At 67.6% G+C, this 16,992-nt stretch carries 18 protein-coding genes and 1 tRNA gene; 5 read left to right on the plus strand and 14 right to left on the minus strand.

Annotated elements, in window-relative coordinates; all coding sequences use genetic code 11:
* Positions 1-4: 4 nt before the first annotated feature.
* A complete protein-coding gene (locus tag AC1PK7_RS12815) occupies positions 5-1,243 on the plus strand; it encodes a beta-ketoacyl-[acyl-carrier-protein] synthase family protein (protein ID WP_481098376.1) in 1,239 nt (412 codons plus the stop codon).
* Positions 1,244-1,308: 65 nt separating this feature from the next.
* Here the strand turns inward: AC1PK7_RS12815 and AC1PK7_RS12820 are convergent, their stop codons facing one another.
* From AC1PK7_RS12820 to AC1PK7_RS12870, 11 genes are all read right to left on the minus strand, one after another.
* The gene (locus tag AC1PK7_RS12820) at positions 1,309-2,664 is read right to left on the minus strand and encodes an aspartate aminotransferase family protein (protein ID WP_420010221.1); all 1,356 of its coding nucleotides are present in this window, start codon (positions 2,662-2,664) and stop codon (positions 1,309-1,311) included.
* 122 nt (positions 2,665-2,786) lie between these two features.
* Complete coding sequence (locus tag AC1PK7_RS12825; protein ID WP_481098377.1) at positions 2,787-3,479, minus strand: MtnX-like HAD-IB family phosphatase; 693 nt, start codon at positions 3,477-3,479, stop codon at positions 2,787-2,789.
* 550 nt (positions 3,480-4,029) lie between these two features.
* Positions 4,030-5,016 carry an acrylyl-CoA reductase (NADPH) gene (acuI, locus tag AC1PK7_RS12830; protein WP_481098378.1) on the minus strand — a complete coding sequence of 329 codons (987 nt, stop codon included), beginning with the start codon at positions 5,014-5,016 and terminating at the stop codon, positions 4,030-4,032.
* A 36-nt stretch (positions 5,017-5,052) separates the two neighbouring features.
* Positions 5,053-5,670 carry an acrylate utilization transcriptional regulator AcuR gene (acuR, locus tag AC1PK7_RS12835; protein WP_420010063.1) on the minus strand — a complete coding sequence of 206 codons (618 nt, stop codon included), beginning with the start codon at positions 5,668-5,670 and terminating at the stop codon, positions 5,053-5,055.
* 178 nt (positions 5,671-5,848) lie between these two features.
* On the minus strand, positions 5,849-8,002 hold the full coding sequence (locus tag AC1PK7_RS12840) for a LamG-like jellyroll fold domain-containing protein (RefSeq protein WP_481098379.1): 2,154 nt from the start codon (positions 8,000-8,002) through the stop codon (positions 5,849-5,851).
* Positions 8,003-8,298: 296 nt separating this feature from the next.
* Positions 8,299-8,559: a hypothetical protein gene (locus AC1PK7_RS12845; RefSeq protein WP_481098380.1), complete on the minus strand. Its 261-nt coding sequence runs from the start codon at positions 8,557-8,559 to the stop codon at positions 8,299-8,301.
* A 7-nt stretch (positions 8,560-8,566) separates the two neighbouring features.
* On the minus strand, positions 8,567-8,860 hold the full coding sequence (locus AC1PK7_RS12850; protein WP_481098381.1) for a hypothetical protein: 294 nt from the start codon (positions 8,858-8,860) through the stop codon (positions 8,567-8,569).
* A 53-nt stretch (positions 8,861-8,913) separates the two neighbouring features.
* A complete protein-coding gene (locus AC1PK7_RS12855; protein WP_481098382.1) occupies positions 8,914-9,204 on the minus strand; it encodes a hypothetical protein in 291 nt (96 codons plus the stop codon).
* A 125-nt stretch (positions 9,205-9,329) separates the two neighbouring features.
* Positions 9,330-9,416: transfer RNA gene (locus AC1PK7_RS12860), tRNA-Leu, on the minus strand.
* Between the two features lie 188 nt (positions 9,417-9,604).
* A complete protein-coding gene (hemN, locus tag AC1PK7_RS12865; RefSeq protein WP_481098383.1) occupies positions 9,605-11,011 on the minus strand; it encodes an oxygen-independent coproporphyrinogen III oxidase in 1,407 nt (468 codons plus the stop codon).
* A gap of 44 nt (positions 11,012-11,055) precedes the next feature.
* A complete protein-coding gene (locus tag AC1PK7_RS12870; RefSeq protein WP_481098384.1) occupies positions 11,056-11,499 on the minus strand; it encodes a group III truncated hemoglobin in 444 nt (147 codons plus the stop codon).
* Between the two features lie 226 nt (positions 11,500-11,725).
* Here AC1PK7_RS12870 and AC1PK7_RS12875 point away from each other — a divergent pair, with 226 nt between their 5' ends.
* From AC1PK7_RS12875 to AC1PK7_RS12885, 3 genes are all read left to right on the plus strand, one after another.
* Positions 11,726-12,031 (plus strand): hypothetical protein, encoded by a 306-nt coding sequence (locus tag AC1PK7_RS12875; RefSeq protein WP_019800681.1) that lies wholly within the window; start codon positions 11,726-11,728, stop codon positions 12,029-12,031.
* 11 nt (positions 12,032-12,042) lie between these two features.
* Entirely contained in the window at positions 12,043-13,164 is a 1,122-nt protein-coding gene (locus AC1PK7_RS12880; protein WP_481098385.1) for a 4Fe-4S dicluster domain-containing protein, read from the plus strand.
* Positions 13,165-13,396: 232 nt separating this feature from the next.
* A complete protein-coding gene (locus tag AC1PK7_RS12885; protein ID WP_481098386.1) occupies positions 13,397-14,413 on the plus strand; it encodes a DUF2268 domain-containing putative Zn-dependent protease in 1,017 nt (338 codons plus the stop codon).
* Positions 14,414-14,548: 135 nt separating this feature from the next.
* Here the strand turns inward: AC1PK7_RS12885 and AC1PK7_RS12890 are convergent, their stop codons facing one another.
* The 3 genes from AC1PK7_RS12890 to AC1PK7_RS12900 form a co-directional block, all read right to left on the minus strand.
* Positions 14,549-14,863 (minus strand): putative quinol monooxygenase, encoded by a 315-nt coding sequence (locus AC1PK7_RS12890; protein WP_481098387.1) that lies wholly within the window; start codon positions 14,861-14,863, stop codon positions 14,549-14,551.
* A 69-nt stretch (positions 14,864-14,932) separates the two neighbouring features.
* Entirely contained in the window at positions 14,933-15,733 is an 801-nt protein-coding gene (locus tag AC1PK7_RS12895; RefSeq protein ID WP_481098388.1) for an alpha/beta fold hydrolase, read from the minus strand.
* Positions 15,730-16,092, minus strand: coding sequence for a nuclear transport factor 2 family protein (locus AC1PK7_RS12900; protein WP_481098389.1), 363 nt, complete (start codon positions 16,090-16,092; stop codon positions 15,730-15,732). The genes AC1PK7_RS12895 and AC1PK7_RS12900 overlap by 4 nt, the downstream gene beginning before the upstream one ends.
* Positions 16,093-16,197: 105 nt before the next feature.
* Here AC1PK7_RS12900 and AC1PK7_RS12905 point away from each other — a divergent pair, with 105 nt between their 5' ends.
* Positions 16,198-16,992 carry a helix-turn-helix domain-containing protein gene (locus AC1PK7_RS12905; protein WP_481098390.1) on the plus strand — a complete coding sequence of 265 codons (795 nt, stop codon included), beginning with the start codon at positions 16,198-16,200 and terminating at the stop codon, positions 16,990-16,992.

The raw sequence follows: 16,992 nt of genomic DNA on the forward strand, positions 1-16,992 counted from the left end.
CGCCATGGGCGCCTCTCCGCACGCGCGGCGCGTCGTCATCACCGGCATGGGCGCGGTCAGCGCGCTCGGCCTGGGCGCCGATGCCCTGTGGAGCGCGATGCGCGAGGGCCGCAGCGGCATCGCCGCCCTGCCCTCGCCCGATCCGCTCAGCACGTTGAAGATGCGCAAGGCCGCGACCCTGCCAGGGTTCGAACCCGACGCCACGCAGACCGGCGGCATCGCCCCCGGCCAGCTCGACCGCATGACCCAGATGGCGCTGGTCGCCGCCCGCGAGGCGATCGCCCAGGCCGGCCTGCCGCACGGCGATGCCGCGCTCGGCGCACGCTGCGCGGTGGTGGTCGGCACCGGCGTCGGCGCCGAACTCAGCCGCGACGAACAATCGCGCCGGCTGTACCGCGACCAGGCCGAACGCCTGCATCCGCTGACCATCGTGCGCAGCATGGCCAACGCCCCGGCCAGCCAGATCAGCATCGCCTTCGGCCTGCGCGGCCCGGCCTTCGCCGTGTCCAGCGCCTGCGCCTCGGCCAACCACGCCTTCGCGCAGGCTGCGCTGATGGTCCGCCACGGCCTGGCCGACGTGGCCATCGCCGGCGGCAGCGAAGCCTGCCTGAGCCTGGCGCTGATCCGCGCCTGGGAAGCGATGCGAGTGGTCAGCGACGACACCTGCCGGCCGTTCTGCGCGCAGCGCAGCGGCCTGGTGCTGGGCGAAGGCGCCGGGATGTTCGTGCTGGAAAGCGCCAAGCACGCCGCCGCCCGCGGCGCGCTGCCGCTGGCGGAACTGGCGGGATTCGGCATGAGTTCCGATGCCGGCGACATCGTCGCGCCGAGCATCGACGGCGCCGCCACGGCGATGCGCCAGGCGCTGCAGGATGCCGGCCTGGCCCCTGAGCAGATCGATTACATCAACGCCCACGGCACCGGCACGCAGGCCAACGACCGCTGCGAAACCCAGGCGCTGCGGCAGGTGTTCGGCGCACACGCCGAGGCGCTGGCGGTCAGCTCGACCAAGGCGGTGCACGGCCATGCGCTCGGCGCGGCCGGCGCGCTGGAACTGGTGGCGGCGATCGGCGCGCTGCGCGAGCAGGTGGTGCCGCCCACGGCCAACTTCCTCGATGCCGATCCCGAATGCGACCTGGACTACGTGCCCAACCAGGCGCGCGCCCGCCAGGTGCAGGCGGTGCTGAGCAATTCCTTCGCCTTCGGCGGACTCAATGCGGTGATCGCGCTGCGCGCGGCGGGCTGAAACGCCCGCCGCCGCAGACAACGGCGGGAGGCAACGCGAACCGCGCGCGTCGTCTCCCGCCCGGCTCATGCGACCTGCTTGGCGCGGGTCAGCAACTGGTCCAGCAAGGACAGGCCCAGGTCGATCTCTTCGTGGCTGATGTGCAGCGACGGCGCCAGCGTGATGACGTTCTTGTAGTAGCCGCCCACGTCCAGGATCAGGCCGATGCGCTTGCCGTTGTGGCGCAGCTCGCCTTCCAGGCCCATGTCGACCATGGTGTCGAGCAGCTTGCGGTTCGGCGTGAAGCCGTCCGCCTGGCAGATTTCCGCACGCAGGGCCAGGCCCAGGCCGTCGACGTCGCCGATTTCCGGGTGGCGCTTCTGCAGGTCACGCAGACCGTCCAGGAAGTGCGCGCCCTTGGCCATCACCATCGACTCGTAGTCGGTCTCGGCCAGCATGCGCATGGTCTCCAGGCCGACCGCGGTGCCCAGCGGGTTGGAGGCGAAGGTGGAGTGGGTCGAACCCGGCGGGAACACGGTCGGGTTGATCAGCTCCTCGCGCGCCCAGATGCCGGCCAGCGGGTTGAGGCCGTTGGTCAGCGCCTTGCCGAACACCAGCACGTCCGGGGTCACGCCGAAATGCTCGATCGCCCACAGCTTGCCGGTGCGGAAGAAGCCCATCTGGATTTCGTCCACCACCAGCAGGATGCCGTACTTGTCCAGTACCCGCTTCAGGCCGGTGAAGAAGTTCGGCGGCGGGATCACGTAGCCGCCGGTGCCCTGGATCGGCTCGACGTAGAACGCCGCGTACTCGCACTGCCCGGCCTTGGGATCCCACACGCCGTTGTACTCGGTCTCGAACAGGCGCTCGAACTTGGCCACGCACTGCTCGCCGTACTCTTCCTTGGACATGCCCTTGGGGCCGCGGAAGTGGTACGGGAATTCGATGAACTGGGCGCGGTCGAAATGACCGAAGCGGCGGCGGTAGCGGTACGACGAGGTGATCGCCGAGGCGCCGAGGGTACGGCCGTGGTAGCCGCCTTCGAAGGCGAACACCAGGCTCTTGCCGGCGCTGGCGTTGCGTACCAGCTTCAGCGAATCTTCCACCGACTGCGCGCCGCCGACGTTGAAGTGCACGCGGCCCTTGCGGCCCCACTTGCGCTCGGCGTCGACCGCGATGGTCTTGGCCAGCTCGATCTTGGTCGGGTGCAGGTATTGGCTGGCGACCTGCGGCAGGGTCTCGATCTGGCGGGTCAGCGCCTGGTTCAGGCGTGGATTGGCGTAGCCGAAGTTGACCGCCGAGTACCACATCTGCAGGTCCAGGTACGGCACCTCTTCGGTGTCGTACAGGTAGCTGCCGTCGCAGCGGCCGAAGATGCGCGGCGGCTCGCTGTAGTGCACGGTGTCGCCGTAGGAGCAGTACTGGGCCTCGTCGGCCAGCATCTGCGCATCGCTCAGCGCGCGCTGGTGGTCGGCACCGGTGCGCAGCAGCGCCTCCGGATCGGGCGCGACATCGCCATGCAGCGGTGCGAGCGAGGAAAGCGAAACATTCCGGTTCATCGGGATCAGGCTCGTTGGGTGACGGGAAGCGGGAAGGACACGGTGGTGGTCGTCGGCACCGCCAGGTCGGGCAGCAGGGCGATGGCGTCGTCGAAACCGGTGATCGCGCAGTGGGCGATCCCGTTGGCGCGGCAATGGCGCAGCAGACCGTCCTTGGCGAACACCAGGTCGGCCTTGCCGGCCAGGCAGAAATCGGAGCGGCCGTCGCCGATCAGCAAGGTCGCGCGCTCGGGCGGCTGTTGCGCCATCACCGCGCACTTGCAGGTGCCGCTGGGGCAGTCCGGCCGCGCATGCGGCGAGGCCATGCGCCATTCGCCCGCGTCGGTACGCAGCAGGCGGTTGGCGATGATCGGCAGATGGTGCAGGCCGTGGCGCGCGAGGATGCGGGCGATGCCGTAGTCCAGGCCGTCGCTGACGATGCTCAGCGGGATGCCCAGGCGCTCGGCCAGCGCCACGAAGCGCACGAAGGCCGGATCGATCCGCACGCCATCGAGCACCCGGTGCAGCGCCTCGACGTCGCCGTCGAGCAGCGCGACCTGCTTGCTCATGCACTCGCGGGCGCCGATCCGACCGGCGACCCAGTCGTCTTCCAGCTCCTGCCAACCGGGGCGCCCGAGGTGCTCGAGCAGGCTGTCGGTCACGTCCTGCAGGGACACGGTACCGTCAAAATCGCAAAGGATGTTCCATTGGGCGCGCAAGGTGGCTCTCCGGCTGATGGGGGCAGAGCCTAGGCACGCTGTCTTTCGCACTCCTTTCGGCGAAGTGAAAGAAAGCGGAGCGTTCACATTGGGCGTGGTAGGCCGGCGCCTGCTCGGCACGGACGCGCGGAAGCGTCAGCCCGGTCCAGGACGCGACGACGCCCGCGTCAGCTCCCAAGCGCTCCGCGGCGCAGTTGCGCGTGGTTTCGGCGGAAAAGCTTGCAAAGCGGGAGATTCGTCGAAGACGGCAACGTGGCCACCTTGGGCCCGCCTTCGGGACGTAAAGCGACGTCCATCCCAACGCAAAGCCGCCTCACTGCGTGCCGGGCCGTGGCTCATTGCCATCAGGAAACCAAGCCGCACCGCCGCCCACCATCCGTTGCGGATTGGGACCGGCGGCGCGCCCGCATGCGACAACGGCTGCACCTCCAGACAGATGGCCTACAGCAAACATCACAACGCCGGCATCGCCCTACCGGCGCGGCGGGCTGACAGGTGGCTTGCGCACGGCACTGCGATCGAGGCTCGCCGCCGAGGCCAGCCCCTCCCCTCAGCGATTGACGTCCACCACCAAGCGTCCGCGCACCTTGCCGTCGAGCAGATCGCGTGCGGCGCCGATGGCCTCACCCAGGCCGATGTCGCGGGTGATGGCGTCGAGCTGTGACAGGTCCAACTCCTTCGCCAGCCGCGACCATGCCTCGATGCGCTCGTGCCTGGGACGGGTGACGCTGTTGATCCCCAGCAGGCTGACCCCGCGCAGGATGAACGGCGCGACGGTGGCGGGAAACTCCATGCCCTGCGCCAGACCGCATGCCGCCACTGCCCCATCGGCGCGCGTACCGGCGCATACGTTGGCCAGGGTGTGGCTTCCGACCGAATCGATCGCTGCGGCCCAGCGCTCGGCCTGCAGCGGCTTGCCTGGTTGCGACAGAGTCGCGCGATCGACGATCTCCTGCGCGCCAAGCGCCTTGAGATAGTCTGCTTCCTGCGGACGGCCGGTGGAGGCGATCACGCGGTAGCCGCGGCGCGCCAGCAGGGAAATGGCGAAGCTGCCGACGCCGCCGTTGGCGCCGGTGACCAGCACCTCGCCATGCTCTGGACGCAGGCCGTGGCGCTCCAATGCGAGCAGGCACAGCATGGCCGTGTAGCCTGCCGTTCCGATCGCCATCGCCTGGCGGGCGCTCAGCGCCTGCGGCAAGGGGATCAACCAATCGCCGTCCACGCGTGCGCGCTGGGCCAGGCCGCCCCAGTGTTTTTCGCCCACGCCCCAGCCGTTGAGCAGCACCGCATCGCCGACGCGATAGGCCGGATCTTCGCTGTGCAGCACGGTACCGGCCAGGTCGATGCCCGGCACCATCGGGAAGCGGCGCACCACGCCGCCCCCTTGACCGGTGATGGCCAGGGCGTCCTTGTAGTTGAGCGTGCTGTACGCGACCTCGACGGTGACCGTCCCCGGCGGCAGGGCCGCGTCGTCCAGCGGCTGCAGCGCGGCGCGATAGCCGGCATCGTCCTTGTCGATGAGGATGGCGTTGAACATGAGCACTCCTTGGATGAGAGAGGGAAGCAAGCCGATCTAGCGTGGCAGGCCGGCGAAGTAGCCCTGTGCGAACACCTGCATCGGCGCGACGCTGCACGCCAGCCGTGCGCGCAGCACCGCGCCCTCCCAGCCGATCCAGAAGTACGCGGCAAGGGCATCGGCATCGGCATGCGCGGCCAGCACGCCCTCCGCCTGCGCTGAACGCAGACAGTCGGCCACCCGCTGCTGCCAGCCCAGCAGCACGGCATCCAGACGCGCGCGGAAGTCGCCGGGCAGCGTGGTCACTTCCTGAGCCAGGTTGCCGACCAGGCAACCACGCTGGAAGTCGAAGCGTTCCATGCCCTCCTGGGCGTCCTCGACGAAGTGGCGCAGACGCTGCAAGGCTGGCACCTCGTCGGCTTGCAGATGACGATCGAGCTTGCGCAGGAAATAGGCGTCGTACGCCTCGAGCACCGCCAGGCCGAAGGCGTTCTTGCTGCTGAAGTAGTGATAGAACGATCCCTTCGGCACCTTGACGCGGGACAGCACGGCGTCGATCCCGGTGGCCGCATAGCCCTGGCTGGTCAGCACCTCTATACCGGCGCGCAACAGCAGGTCGCGCGTGTCCTGCAGCGCGCGTTCCGACTTTGGCGGCCGCCCGCGGCGAGGCTGCACTGACGCGACTGGAAGCTCCATGCGCCGATATTAGACCGACTGTCTCAAAAAATACAAGGCCGAGAACAGGCCGGACGGACCGGCCAGGAGAGACGCGCTCGGTGTGTGCGAGATCGCATCGGTGCGGCCATGCACCGATGCGTGACAAGGCGTGCGGGCAGCGCAGCTCCCCGACCGCTCAGCGGGCCAGGCCTGCGATGAAGGCCGCGTCCTGCGCGCCGCTATAGATGCGCAGATCCTGCATGCGGCCCTTGAAATAAGGATCGCCGCCGTACTGGGAGCGGCCCAGCCAGGTCTGCGTCGTCTCGCCCAACTGGAAGGGATTGATCCAGATGCCGTCTGCAGTGGCGACTTGCTTGCCGTCCACGTAAAGCGTGCCCACCTTCCCCGAGAGTGCGACCGCCACATGCACCCAGCGTCCGGTAGGCAACGCATCGGCCGTGACCGACTCTTCGTTCCAGAACTGATTGCGGGAACTCGAAAAGCGCAGTTTGCCGCTGCCGTCGCGTGTGAGCAGCGCCATGTACGCCACGTCGTTGGAGCCGAAGTCAAAGATGCGCGCGTTGAACACCGACGCATCCAAGTACACCCACACCGCCACCGTGACATCGCCCAATGCCGACACCGCACCGTCGGGCAGCAGCACATGACCGCTGCGACCGTCGAACTGCAAGGCGCTGCCGCCATTACGGCCTGCACCCCAACTGGTGCCGCCCTGCAACTGTCCATGCCGCCCGCGGCCGCTGGCGTCGTTGGCATCGCCGTTGAGCGGCAGGTGCAACCACAGCTCGCCGGGAACCGCCACGCGCGCGGTCTCCGCACCGAGCATCGGCCCGGCGTCCTTGGTCAGTGCAACGATGCGGTAGTACCAGGTGCCCTGCGCGGGAGCGTCGGTGTAGGTACATGGATCGGCGACGCGTGCGATCGCCGCGAACGGGCCGTTGGGCGACGCGGCCCGCTGCACCACGTACAGCGAAGCGCCTGCACTGCCCCACCACGACAGTTGCACCTTTCCGTTGCTCAGGAAAGCGCTGAGGCCGCTGGGTGCGGCCGGCGCGACCGGATCGCGCGCATAGAGCAAGGTGCCGATGCCCGGCTGATCGCCACCATCGACGCGCTCGGGCCGGATCATGTCGCGCATCGCCTCGCTCCAGGGAGCCGCGAGTCCCTTGCGGTTCACATAGTGGTTGCAGATGAGTTCCCAGTTGGGCCGCAGTTGATTGGTGCCCGCCGTCGCGGTGCCCAATCCGAATACCCCGTTGTAGGGCGCGAACGGCAGCATGAACAGCGCATTGCCACTGGTATCGGTCAGATTGGTCTTGGCCACGTATTCCGCACCGGCCAACAACCGGTTGTTCCAATGACCGAACAGATCCTCGCCCTGATTCCAGGCCATCTCGCACAACATGCCGGCCAGCGAGATGCCGAGGGTCGAGTGCCCCTGATCGCGATGGCTCTCCTGCCATTGCCCCAGATACCCAGGATGCAGGTAGTAGACGTTGTTGGCGCTAGCGCCGTTGCCACGACCCGTCTTGTAGTAGCCGCTCGCTTCGGCCATCAGGTCGGTGCGGTCGCAGAACACGCCGATCGCATAGATGGAGCAGATGTTGGCCAGGTCCCAGTTGGCCCAGTAATGCGTGACCTTTCTGATCTCCGTGCCGTTGTGGTTGACCAGGAAGTCGTGGCACTTCGGGTAGAACACGTTGAGCAGCATGGCCTGGAAGCGTGCCAGGTCTTGCTCCGCCCAACCGGAGTACGTCCGCATCAGCTCGGCGGCGTTGGCCCACTGGTTGCCGTAGAGGCCCGAGGCAAGATAGACGTTCGAGTTGCCGCCCAGTTCGGTCAAGGTCGACGACCAGGCATTGAGGAACTCGACGGCCTTCTTCGCATAGCGCTCGTCGTTGCTGATCTTCCAGCGCAAGGCCAGGTGCAGTGTGCGCACCATGTCGCCGATCATCTGCCAATAGTTCTCGCCCTCCACGCCGCGCGTCACCACCGCCAGGGGACGCGGCGTCGCGTCGAGGTTGGTGTCGTTGGTCTTGAGCATCATGTTCCAACCGCCCACCCACGGCTCGGCGTTGGCAGCCAACTTGTCGCGGATGCGCTGCAGGTCGGCCTCGGTGACCAACAGGCCGGGATGCACGATGCCGGACATCCCGGACGCAGCGGTGGCCAGCGCATCGGCACCGCCGACGTGACGCAGCCTGGCAGACGTCGGCGGAGCGCCCACGGCACGTGCGGTGATTCCCAGTGCCAGCGCGCCTGCAGTCCCGAGAAGAAAGGTGCGGCGGCGCTGCAGGATGGCGTCGCCATCGTCGTTCGAATATTGCATGGCCTCTACCCTCCCCATCGAAAAGATGCGGGCGAGTCTAGCCTCAGGCACCGCGCGTATCGGCGATTGGAGCTGCGCCAGCGACCGGCAATGCGACGAACCATGACGCGATGCCGAAGCTTGCGTGATGCGGCGCGCGCCTTGTCATTTGGTAGACACGCGCGTCGCGAGGCCATGGCCGGGTGCCTTCCTTCTCAGAAATACAGATGAGAAATCATCCAGTAAGACGGTCTGGATCGACGATAACGAAGATCCGCCGGGGAAATGCTGGCGGATCCATCTGATTACTTCTTACATCACCAGTTGATGGCAACTCCATTTCCATCAACAATCTTGGCATCACCCAACATAGACCTAGCAAAATTAGCTGCCAGCTCGCTTGCCTGGGTCGGATCAATCCCTAGAATTTTTTTATCTTCCATCAACACTCCAGGCATATGTACGACACAATAGAAGTCATCTTCACCTGAAGGAATCGGCTCCGATATTTTAAGCAAAAAAGGCTCAATACTTCCATTTTTTTCAATAAAAGCATTGACATCTATATTTTCGCTCATTTTATTTTCATCCACACCTAGCTTTGACCTCTATCAATGACGCACGGAGTTGATCGATGTCAAACATGTCGCCTACCAACTGCTCGGTAGTGAGGCATTCCACAGGAGTGCCCGGTTCCGTAGCTGTCAATGCTGAGCCCGTCTCGCAATAGCTATAGACGTCTTGAAAATACCAGATATCACCATCCACATCTTCGTCAGAAAGATTTATCCCAAGAAAAACGTAAGCTGTTATCTCTGGGAAGCGCATCCCTGGATCAAGATAAGTAACCCTATAATAAATTTCATCTACATTTTTCATGCAGCGACCTCATTCGCTACGCAACGAAGTCATGGTGGATTACGGAATTCACGTCAGTAGCGCCTGGCCCCGGTCTCTTCCAACAAGTCATGGAGCCGATCGGCATCCAACATATCACCCTTCAACTCGTCGCCTGTCAGGCATACCACGGGAATGTCTGACTCTGTTGCGGTCAGAGCTGAACCAGATTCGTAATAGCTGAAGACGTCCTGAAAATACCAGGTATCGCCCTCCACATCTTCATCCGAAAGATTCACCCCAAGACAAACGTAAGCCCGTATGACGGGCAAGCGCATCTTTGGGTCCAGATAGGTAACTCGATAGTAGATTTCATCGACCTGCATGCAACCACCTCGTCGGCAGGCAAAGAATTCTTCGGCAGCGCCAGTCCAAGTTCCAGGCTGCAAGACAGCTGCACAGCGGCGGAGCCGATCGGACCCGCCAAAGCACTGAAACTCTTACACACCCATGGTGCCCGGAGCCGGAATCGAACCGGCATGGGGTTGCCCCCGGCGGATTTTAAGTCCGATGCGTCTACCAGTTTCGCCATCCGGGCCTGGTGGCGCGTAGCGTGCCTGATCGCGCGGCGCTTGTGAACCGCAGGGCGCTGCAGATCCACCAGACGCGCCGAACCGAGACACCACATTCCGGCATCGGCAGGCTTGCGCACCACCCCCGAAAAATCCCCGGCACCGCCGCCACGGCGGCACCGGGGATGCCAACGGCAAACGTGGCGCGCGGCGCTCAGATCGCGCGCGAGTAGCGCGCCGGCTGGGCGGGCTGGCGCAGGTAGCGGTCGAAGCACATGGCGATCAGGCGCAGCAACGGGCGGCCGCGGGCGGTGGCCTGGACCACGCCGTCGCGGTAGTCGGCCAGGCCGTCCGCGCACAGCGGCGCCAGCGCGCGAAGCTCCTCGCGGAAATAGCTGGCGACGTCGATGCCGTGGCGCCGCGCCACCGCCGCCACGTCCACCCGCCCCTGGCACATCAGCTGCTGGATCAACTCGGCGCGGAGGGCGTCGTCGGTGCTGAGTTGCAGGCCGCGCAGCACCGGGCTGTCGCCGGCATCCACCGCCGCCTCCCAGGCCGGCAGATCGCGCTGGTTCTGGCTGTAGCTGGCGCCGATGCGGCTGATCGCGCTGACGCCCAGGCCCAGCAGGTCGGTGTCGGCGTGGGTGGTGTAGCCCATGAAGTTGCGGTGCAGGCTGCCCTGCCGCTGCGCGCGCGCCAGGTCTTCCTGCGGCAGCGCGAAATGGTCCATGCCGATGTACTGGTAGCCCGCTGCAGAGAGCCGGCTGACCGCCAGCCCGAGCAGCGCCAGCTTCTGCTCGGCATCCGGCAGATCGGCGTCGGCGATGCGCCGCTGCGCCTTGAACAGCTGCGGCATGTGCGCGTAGCCATAGACCGCCAAGCGATCCGGGCGTGCGGCGATCACCGTCTCCAGGGTCTGCTCGAACCCGGCCAGGGTCTGCCGCGGCAGGCCGTAGATCAGGTCCACGTTGACCGAGCGCATGCCGTGCGTTCGGCAGGCGCGCAGGATGTCCAGGGTCTCGTGCACGCCCTGGCGGCGGTTGATCGCCTGCTGCACCAGCGGGTCGAAATCCTGGATGCCCAGGCTGGCGCGGTTGAAGCCCAGTTCGGCCAGGGCGGCGATGTCCTGCGGGGTCACCGTGCGCGGGTCCAGTTCGATGGACATCTCGCGGTCCGGCGCCTGGCTGAAGCGGAACAGGCCGCGCAGGCCCTGCACCAGTTCGCCGAGCAGCTCGGGCGCGAGGAAGTTGGGGGTCCCGCCGCCCAGGTGCAGTTGCACCACCTCGCGCTCGCCGTCGAAACACGCAGCCATCATCGCCGCCTCGCGCAGCAGCCGCTGCACGTAGGCGCGGCCGCGCTGCGGGTCGCGGGTGATGACCCGGTGGCAGCCGCAGTAGAAACACGGGCTGCGGCAGAATGGGACGTGAACGTACAGCGACAGCGGCCGCCGCGGATCGCTGGCCTGGACCGCGGCGAACAACTGCGCCGGGCCGAAACCGGTCTGGAAATGCGGCGCGGTCGGGTACGAGGTGTAGCGCGGGCCGGGACGATCGTAGCGGCGCAGCAGGTCGGCGTCGAAGGTCCAGGCGGCGGAGGGATCGGGCGCGGTGAGGATGTCCATGGACCGAGCATGCGCGGCGCCCGGCGCGGCCGCCTTGACTTGGATCAATCCGCGCACGCGGCCGACGGCAGCGGCGACACCGGCTCGAACGGGCGCCAGCTCATCTGGTGGCGGCGCCAGAAGGTCTCGGCGATGCGCTGGGCGATGTCGTCGGCCAGCAGCCGCATTGGTTGGTTGGCCAGTTCGGCGGTGGTGGCGCGGAACAGGCCCAGCCAGCGCTGGAACAGCAGGGCGCTGAGTTCGCGCATGGCCATGTGCCGCGGCATCGGCGCACCACGGAAGCGGCGCGTGCCGCGCAGCATCGCCGACCAGAAATCGCACAGCTGCCGCTGGTGCGCGTCCCAGTCCTCGATGTGCGCGGCGAACACCGCCGACAGGTCGGCATCGGCGCGTACGCGGCGGTAGAACGCCTCCACCAGCGCCTGCACCTCCGCTTCGCTGCATAGGTCCGGCCCCGGCAAGGGCATGCCTTCGATCTCGTCCCGCATGGCCCGCTCCACCTCTTTCGACCTGCCCAGTCTCCACGCGGCGGCAGCGGCGGCCTTGATCAGGATCAATGCCCGCCCGGCCCGCGCTGCCTAGTCTGCAGCTGCGGCATGCGCCGACGCCGGTGTCGACGGGGGATCGGCGGCCAGGCGGCTGGCAGGCGCGGCGACGTGTGGCGCCGCTGCCTTGGCGCATGCCGCATCTCCCTATCGCGATGGAACCACCGTCATGCCCTCAGCCGACGATCCGCTGCTCGACCCGCTCGATCCCGACGCGCCGCGCCCGCTGGTGCAGCGGTTGGGAGTGATCCTGTGGCCGAGCTTCCTGGTCGCCGGCGCCATGAGCGTGCTGTTCTTCGCCCTGGTCGATCCGCTGGCGCTGCGCGACATCACCTTCCCCGGCCGCCAGCTGAGCCGCGAACTGGGCTATACGGTGGGCTTCTTCATGTTCTGGCTGGCGACGCTGGCCTCGAGCCTGCTGACCGGCTTTCTGTTGCGTCCGGCGCCGCATGGCGACGACGCGCCGCTGTCCTGAGCGGACTGCCGATGCCGCGTCCCATTCCCCTGCACCTGGTCACTGCGCCCGTCACTGCCACCGGTCCTGCGCCGCCAAAACGCTATACGCAGGTGCGCGGCATCGTGCTTTGGCTGCTGTTTGCCGGTTTCTACATGCTGCCGTGGCTGCGCTGGCACGGTCGTCAGGCGCTGCTGCTGGACCTGCCGGCGCGGCGCTTCGATCTGTTCGGCTGGACCCTGTGGCCGCACGACGTCGGCTGGTTGCTGCTGGCGCTGGGGACTGCCGCGGCGGCGCTGGCGGTGCTCACCACCCTGGCCGGGCGCCTGTGGTGCGGTCTCGCCTGTCCGCAGACGGTGTGGAGCCATGCCTTCGCCTGGATCGAGCGCCGTTTCGCCGGCTGGCCCGCCGCGGCGCGCCACGTGGTGTGGGCGACGGTGGCGCTGTGGACCGGGGTCAGCTTCGTCGGCTATTTCGTGCCGGTCGCCGACCTGGTCGCACGCCTGCATCCATTCGCCTGGAGCGGCTGGGAGACGTTCTGGGTGCTGTTCTACGCGCTGGCCACCTGGGGCAATGCCGGCTTCCTGCGCAGCCAGGTCTGCCGCTACCTGTGCCCGTACGCGCGCCTGCAGCCGCTGCTGAGCGACCGCGACACGCCGCTGATCGGCTACGACGCGATGCGCGGCGAACCGCGCGGCGCCCGCGCCTGCGGCCACGGCAGCATTGCCCAGCGCGGGCGGCGCCTGCTCGATCCCGTCACCGCCCGCGACTATGCCTGGCGCGCCAGCATCGCCCAGCTCGCCGGCCAGGGCGGCAGCCGCGGCGAGGCGCTGGCTGCGTATGCCGGCACCCTGCCCAAGTTCAGCGCCGAGCAGCTCGGCGACTGCGTGGCCTGCGACGCATGCGTGCAGGCCTGCCCGGCCGGCATCGATCCGCGCAACGGCGCGCACTACGCCTGCACCGCCTGCGGCGCCTGCATCGACGCCTGCGATCGCAGCATGGACCGCCATGGGTTCGCCCGTGGCCTGCTGCGCCGGGCCGGCGCCAATGCCATCGACCGCCAGCCGCGGCGCTGGTGGCGGCGGCCGCGGCTGCTGAGCGGCGTCGCCGCGCTGTCGACCGCGCTGATCGCGTGGTGGTGGCTGGCGGCGTAAGCCGATCCAGGCCGGCGCCAGCCGTTCTTGCAACATCGAACGGGCATCGCCGCCCCTGGGCCATGCGAACCCACGCGTGCAAAACAGGAAGCGCTCAGGTGGCGAAGCGCAACCGCGCTACGCTTGAAGCCGCGATCGCCCCCCCCCCTCGCCCGCGTATGCGGACGCGATGGGCGCGACGCATGTCCCACGAAGCGGGACTTTCCCTCCACCGGATCCGCCAGGAGCGAACATGGGACACGCCAGGAATGGGCGCAGGCTGTTGACCTGCATCTGCCTCACCATCGGCCTCTCGACCATCACTCATTCGGCGAGCGCGGCGCCAGCGACCCACTATGTCGATCTCGCCACGCCGTTCGAACAGGCCGCGCTCGAGACGGCGGGCCAACCGGACGATGCACGGATCGCAGCGGTCCGGTCGCGCATCGATGCGATGCTGCCCGGGCTCTATCCAGAAGGTGCCGGCACAGACAAGCGGATCGGCGCCGCATTGCATCAGCTTTCCGCCGATCACGAGGGCTACGACCGCGCCATCGCCGATTTCCCGGCCGCCCTGAGCGGTGCGATCGCGCGATTCAAGCGTGCATTTCCCGGCTTCGCGTCACCGCTGCCGGTCTACCTCTATCACTCGCTTGGGCAGCGCGATGGCGGTTCGGACTACCTGCAGCCCGGCAAGCGGCACGTGATGCTCTTCGGCGCCGACCTGATCGCGAAGTACCACGCCGACGATTCGCTCGAACCGTTCCTGATCCACGAGCTCTTCCATCTGCAACACGCCCGCCACTTCGCCGATTGCGACCAACTCTGGTGCACGCTGTGGCAGGAAGCATTGGCCGTCGACGCGACCGCCACACTGGTGCCGCAGGCGACGGATCATCAATTGCTGCTCGACATCCCCGCACCCATTCGCGCAGCGACCGAACGCCGCTGGTCGGTGGCCCTGTGCTTCGTCGCTGCACATTTCGACGACGCCGACAGCGCGGCGACCTCCAGCGCCCTGCAGATGGGCGGTCGTCCCCCGGATGGGCTGCCGGATCGCTTCGGCTACTACCTGGGTCTGCGGCTTGCCCAGGCGACGGGCCTGGACATCGCCCGGCTTTCGCGCCTCGACAACAAGGCCGCGCGCCCGATCGCCCGGGCTGCGCTGGCGAAACTGATGACGGACGCAGCGGTCACCTGCGCAGCGCCTTCGGTCGGCCCCGCGACGATGCGCCAGCAGACGAACGGTGCGTCAGGCGATGGACGCTGAGGCGCCGATGTCCTTGCACGCAACCGCGCATCGGTCTGCGCGACCTCGGCCAGGTTCGCGGTCGTCTCCACCACGATGCTCGCGCGAAACCGAGTCCAGCCTCCTCCAACCGCACTCCGTCATTCGCGGCCGACCTCAATCGGCGCGCAACACCGTCCAGATGGCGATCTGCCTCGGCGCAAGCAGCAGGTCGTCCAACGCGGCGCGCCACTCCCGCCGGTACGGCCGATGCAGTTGCACGTCGAGGACATCTTCGCGATCGGCCCAGGTCTCGTGCAGCTGGAAGACATTCGGCCGCTCGGGATCGACGTGCAGCGCCGCACGCACGAAGGTCTGCTCGTGACGCATCGCGTCGAGCACCGGGTCGAGCAGCATGCGAAAGCGGTCGACCTGATCCAGCTTGACGTGGAAGGTGATGACGTACGTTTCAGGAAGTGTTCTCGCACTCATGCCAGCGTCTCCGCTATCTGCACTTGGGCGACACGATCGGCGCCGTCGCGTTCGCTCTCGACCCGCAGCTCATGCGCAGCACCTCACCCGCCGCACGATATCGCCGGCAAGCCGCGCCGCATGCGTCACCATCACGCCGTGCGCCACGCCTTCGTAGACGATCAGTTCGGCGCCCGGGATGATCGCCGCATAGACACGGCCACTGGCATCGAGCGGCGCGGACACGTCGCGATCGCCATGCAGGAGGGTGACCGGCAACGTGAGCGCGGCGGCCTCCGCCGAGAGATCGCTCAGCGCGATGGTGCGCTGGAACGCGACCACGGCGCGGCGCGAGCAGTCCAGCACCATGGCGGCCATCCACGCGTTGACGCGGTCCGATGCACCTGGCGCGAAGGGCGCGATATTGGCGTCGATCCAGCCCGACAGGTCGCAGGCGAGCTGCGCGCACAATGCATCCACCATCGCCGGAGTGATCCCGACGTCGCCGACGACCCGCGGGCCGGTCGCGCCGACGAGGATCAATCGCGCGATCCGGGTACGCCCATGGCGCGCGAGGTAGCGGATCGCCTCGCCGCCCGCCCCCGAATGCGCCACCAGGGTGACGCCCTCCAGGTCGAGCGTCTCCAGCACGGCGGCCAGGTCGTCGGCGAGCGCGTCGTAGCCGTAGTCGGCACGGTCGGTCGATCGTCCGTGGCCATTGCGGTCGTACGCGATGGTGCGCAGGCCCGCGGCGTTGAGATGCAGCATGGTGTCGCCCCAGATCCGGCCATCCATCGCCCAGCCCGCCAGCAGGACCACAGGCGGACCCTCGCCCCAGTCGCGCACGAACAGCGCATGACCGTCGCCACGCGCGATGAAGGCCGGCGTCATGCGCTGTCCTTGTCGAGAAAGCCGATGACTTCGGCGATGCGCCCGTCCGCTGCGAGTCGGGCGATATCGGTGCCGGCGGCGATCGGCGCGCCGTGTTCGGGCGACAGCGTCCAGGAAAAGCGCACGAAGGCGCCATGCGCATCGGGCGTGCCGCGCAGCGCGAATCGGTGGCCGGGAACCTGTGCGCGGGCAGCCGCGATCATCGCGGCGATGCCGTCATGGCCTGCGCCCGTCATCATCGGGTCGGCGTAGCGGGCATCGGGGGTCCAGCCGTCCGCCAAGCGCCGGTCGCGCGAGGCCGCATCGGCATCGTTCCATAGCGCAAGATAGGCACGTGCCAGCGTGTCCGGGTCGTTCATCGCCATCTCCTCGTCGTTGATGGGCCGAGCATGCCGATGCCGATCGGACGACGCGATTACCTCACAGGTAATGGCCCCACCGCCGCAGGTCGCTAGGATGAGGACATGACCACACACGCGATCACCGTGGGCGACGTGCTGCGCGACTGGCGGGCCAGGCGCCGGCTCAGCCAACTCGATCTGGCCTGCGCGGCAGAGGTGTCCACGCGCCATCTGAGCTTCGTCGAGAGCGGGCGGGCGGCGCCCAGCCGCGACCTGCTGCTGCGCCTGGCCGAACCGCTGGCGATGCCGCTCAGGGAACAGAACCGGCTGCTGCACGCGGCGGGCTATGCGCCGGTGCATGGCGAACGCGCCCTCGACGCGCCCGACATGGCGGCCGCGCTGGCGGCCGTCGACGCGGTGCTGCGCGCTCACACCCCGTTTCCTGCACTTGCGGTCGACCGTCACTGGAACCTGTTACGCGCCAACGACGCAGCGGCCGCGATGCTGGTCGGCATCGATCCGGCGCTGCTGGCGGCGCCCGTCAACGTGTTGCGCGCGACCCTGCATCCCGATGGCCTGGCGCCGCGCATCGCCAACCTCGCCGAATGGCGGCACCATCTGCTGGCCCGGCTTCGCCTCGACATCGACCGATCGGCCGATCCCGAGCTCGAAAGGCTGCATGCCGAACTCAACGGCTTCCCCTGTCCGGCCAGCGATCGCCCGCATGGCGCTGCCGCGCGGATCGCGGTGCCGCTTTCGATCCGCAGCGGAGCCAGCGGGAGCATCCTGTCGTTTCTCTCCACCACCACGGTCTTCGGTACCGCAACGGACGTGACCCTGGCGGAGCTGACGCTGGAATGCTTCTACCCCGCCGACGATGCGACCAGACAGGCGCTCCTCGCCGGCTCGCTTGCGTGA

The organism is Xanthomonas sp. NCPPB 3174, from assembly GCF_056725205.1.

Coding starts and splice junctions, on each gene's coding strand:
- AC1PK7_RS12885 (WP_481098386.1), top strand. CDS start 13,397: ATGGGACACGCCAGGAATGGGCGCAGGCTGTTGACCTGCATCTGCCTC.
- AC1PK7_RS12900 (WP_481098389.1), bottom strand. CDS start 16,092: ATGAACGACCCGGACACGCTGGCACGTGCCTATCTTGCGCTATGGAAC.
- AC1PK7_RS12820 (WP_420010221.1), bottom strand. CDS start 2,664: ATGCTGGCCGACGAGGCCCAGTACTGCTCCTACGGCGACACCGTGCAC.
- AC1PK7_RS12815 (WP_481098376.1), top strand. CDS start 5: ATGGGCGCCTCTCCGCACGCGCGGCGCGTCGTCATCACCGGCATGGGC.
- AC1PK7_RS12855 (WP_481098382.1), bottom strand. CDS start 9,204: ATGCAGGTCGATGAAATCTACTATCGAGTTACCTATCTGGACCCAAAG.
- AC1PK7_RS12895 (WP_481098388.1), bottom strand. CDS start 15,733: ATGACGCCGGCCTTCATCGCGCGTGGCGACGGTCATGCGCTGTTCGTG.
- AC1PK7_RS12905 (WP_481098390.1), top strand. CDS start 16,198: ATGACCACACACGCGATCACCGTGGGCGACGTGCTGCGCGACTGGCGG.
- AC1PK7_RS12880 (WP_481098385.1), top strand. CDS start 12,043: ATGCCGCGTCCCATTCCCCTGCACCTGGTCACTGCGCCCGTCACTGCC.
- acuI (WP_481098378.1), bottom strand. CDS start 5,016: ATGTTCAACGCCATCCTCATCGACAAGGACGATGCCGGCTATCGCGCC.
- AC1PK7_RS12875 (WP_019800681.1), top strand. CDS start 11,726: ATGCCCTCAGCCGACGATCCGCTGCTCGACCCGCTCGATCCCGACGCG.
- AC1PK7_RS12840 (WP_481098379.1), bottom strand. CDS start 8,002: ATGCAATATTCGAACGACGATGGCGACGCCATCCTGCAGCGCCGCCGC.
- AC1PK7_RS12870 (WP_481098384.1), bottom strand. CDS start 11,499: ATGCGGGACGAGATCGAAGGCATGCCCTTGCCGGGGCCGGACCTATGC.
- AC1PK7_RS12845 (WP_481098380.1), bottom strand. CDS start 8,559: ATGAGCGAAAATATAGATGTCAATGCTTTTATTGAAAAAAATGGAAGT.
- hemN (WP_481098383.1), bottom strand. CDS start 11,011: ATGGACATCCTCACCGCGCCCGATCCCTCCGCCGCCTGGACCTTCGAC.
- AC1PK7_RS12850 (WP_481098381.1), bottom strand. CDS start 8,860: ATGAAAAATGTAGATGAAATTTATTATAGGGTTACTTATCTTGATCCA.
- AC1PK7_RS12890 (WP_481098387.1), bottom strand. CDS start 14,863: ATGAGTGCGAGAACACTTCCTGAAACGTACGTCATCACCTTCCACGTC.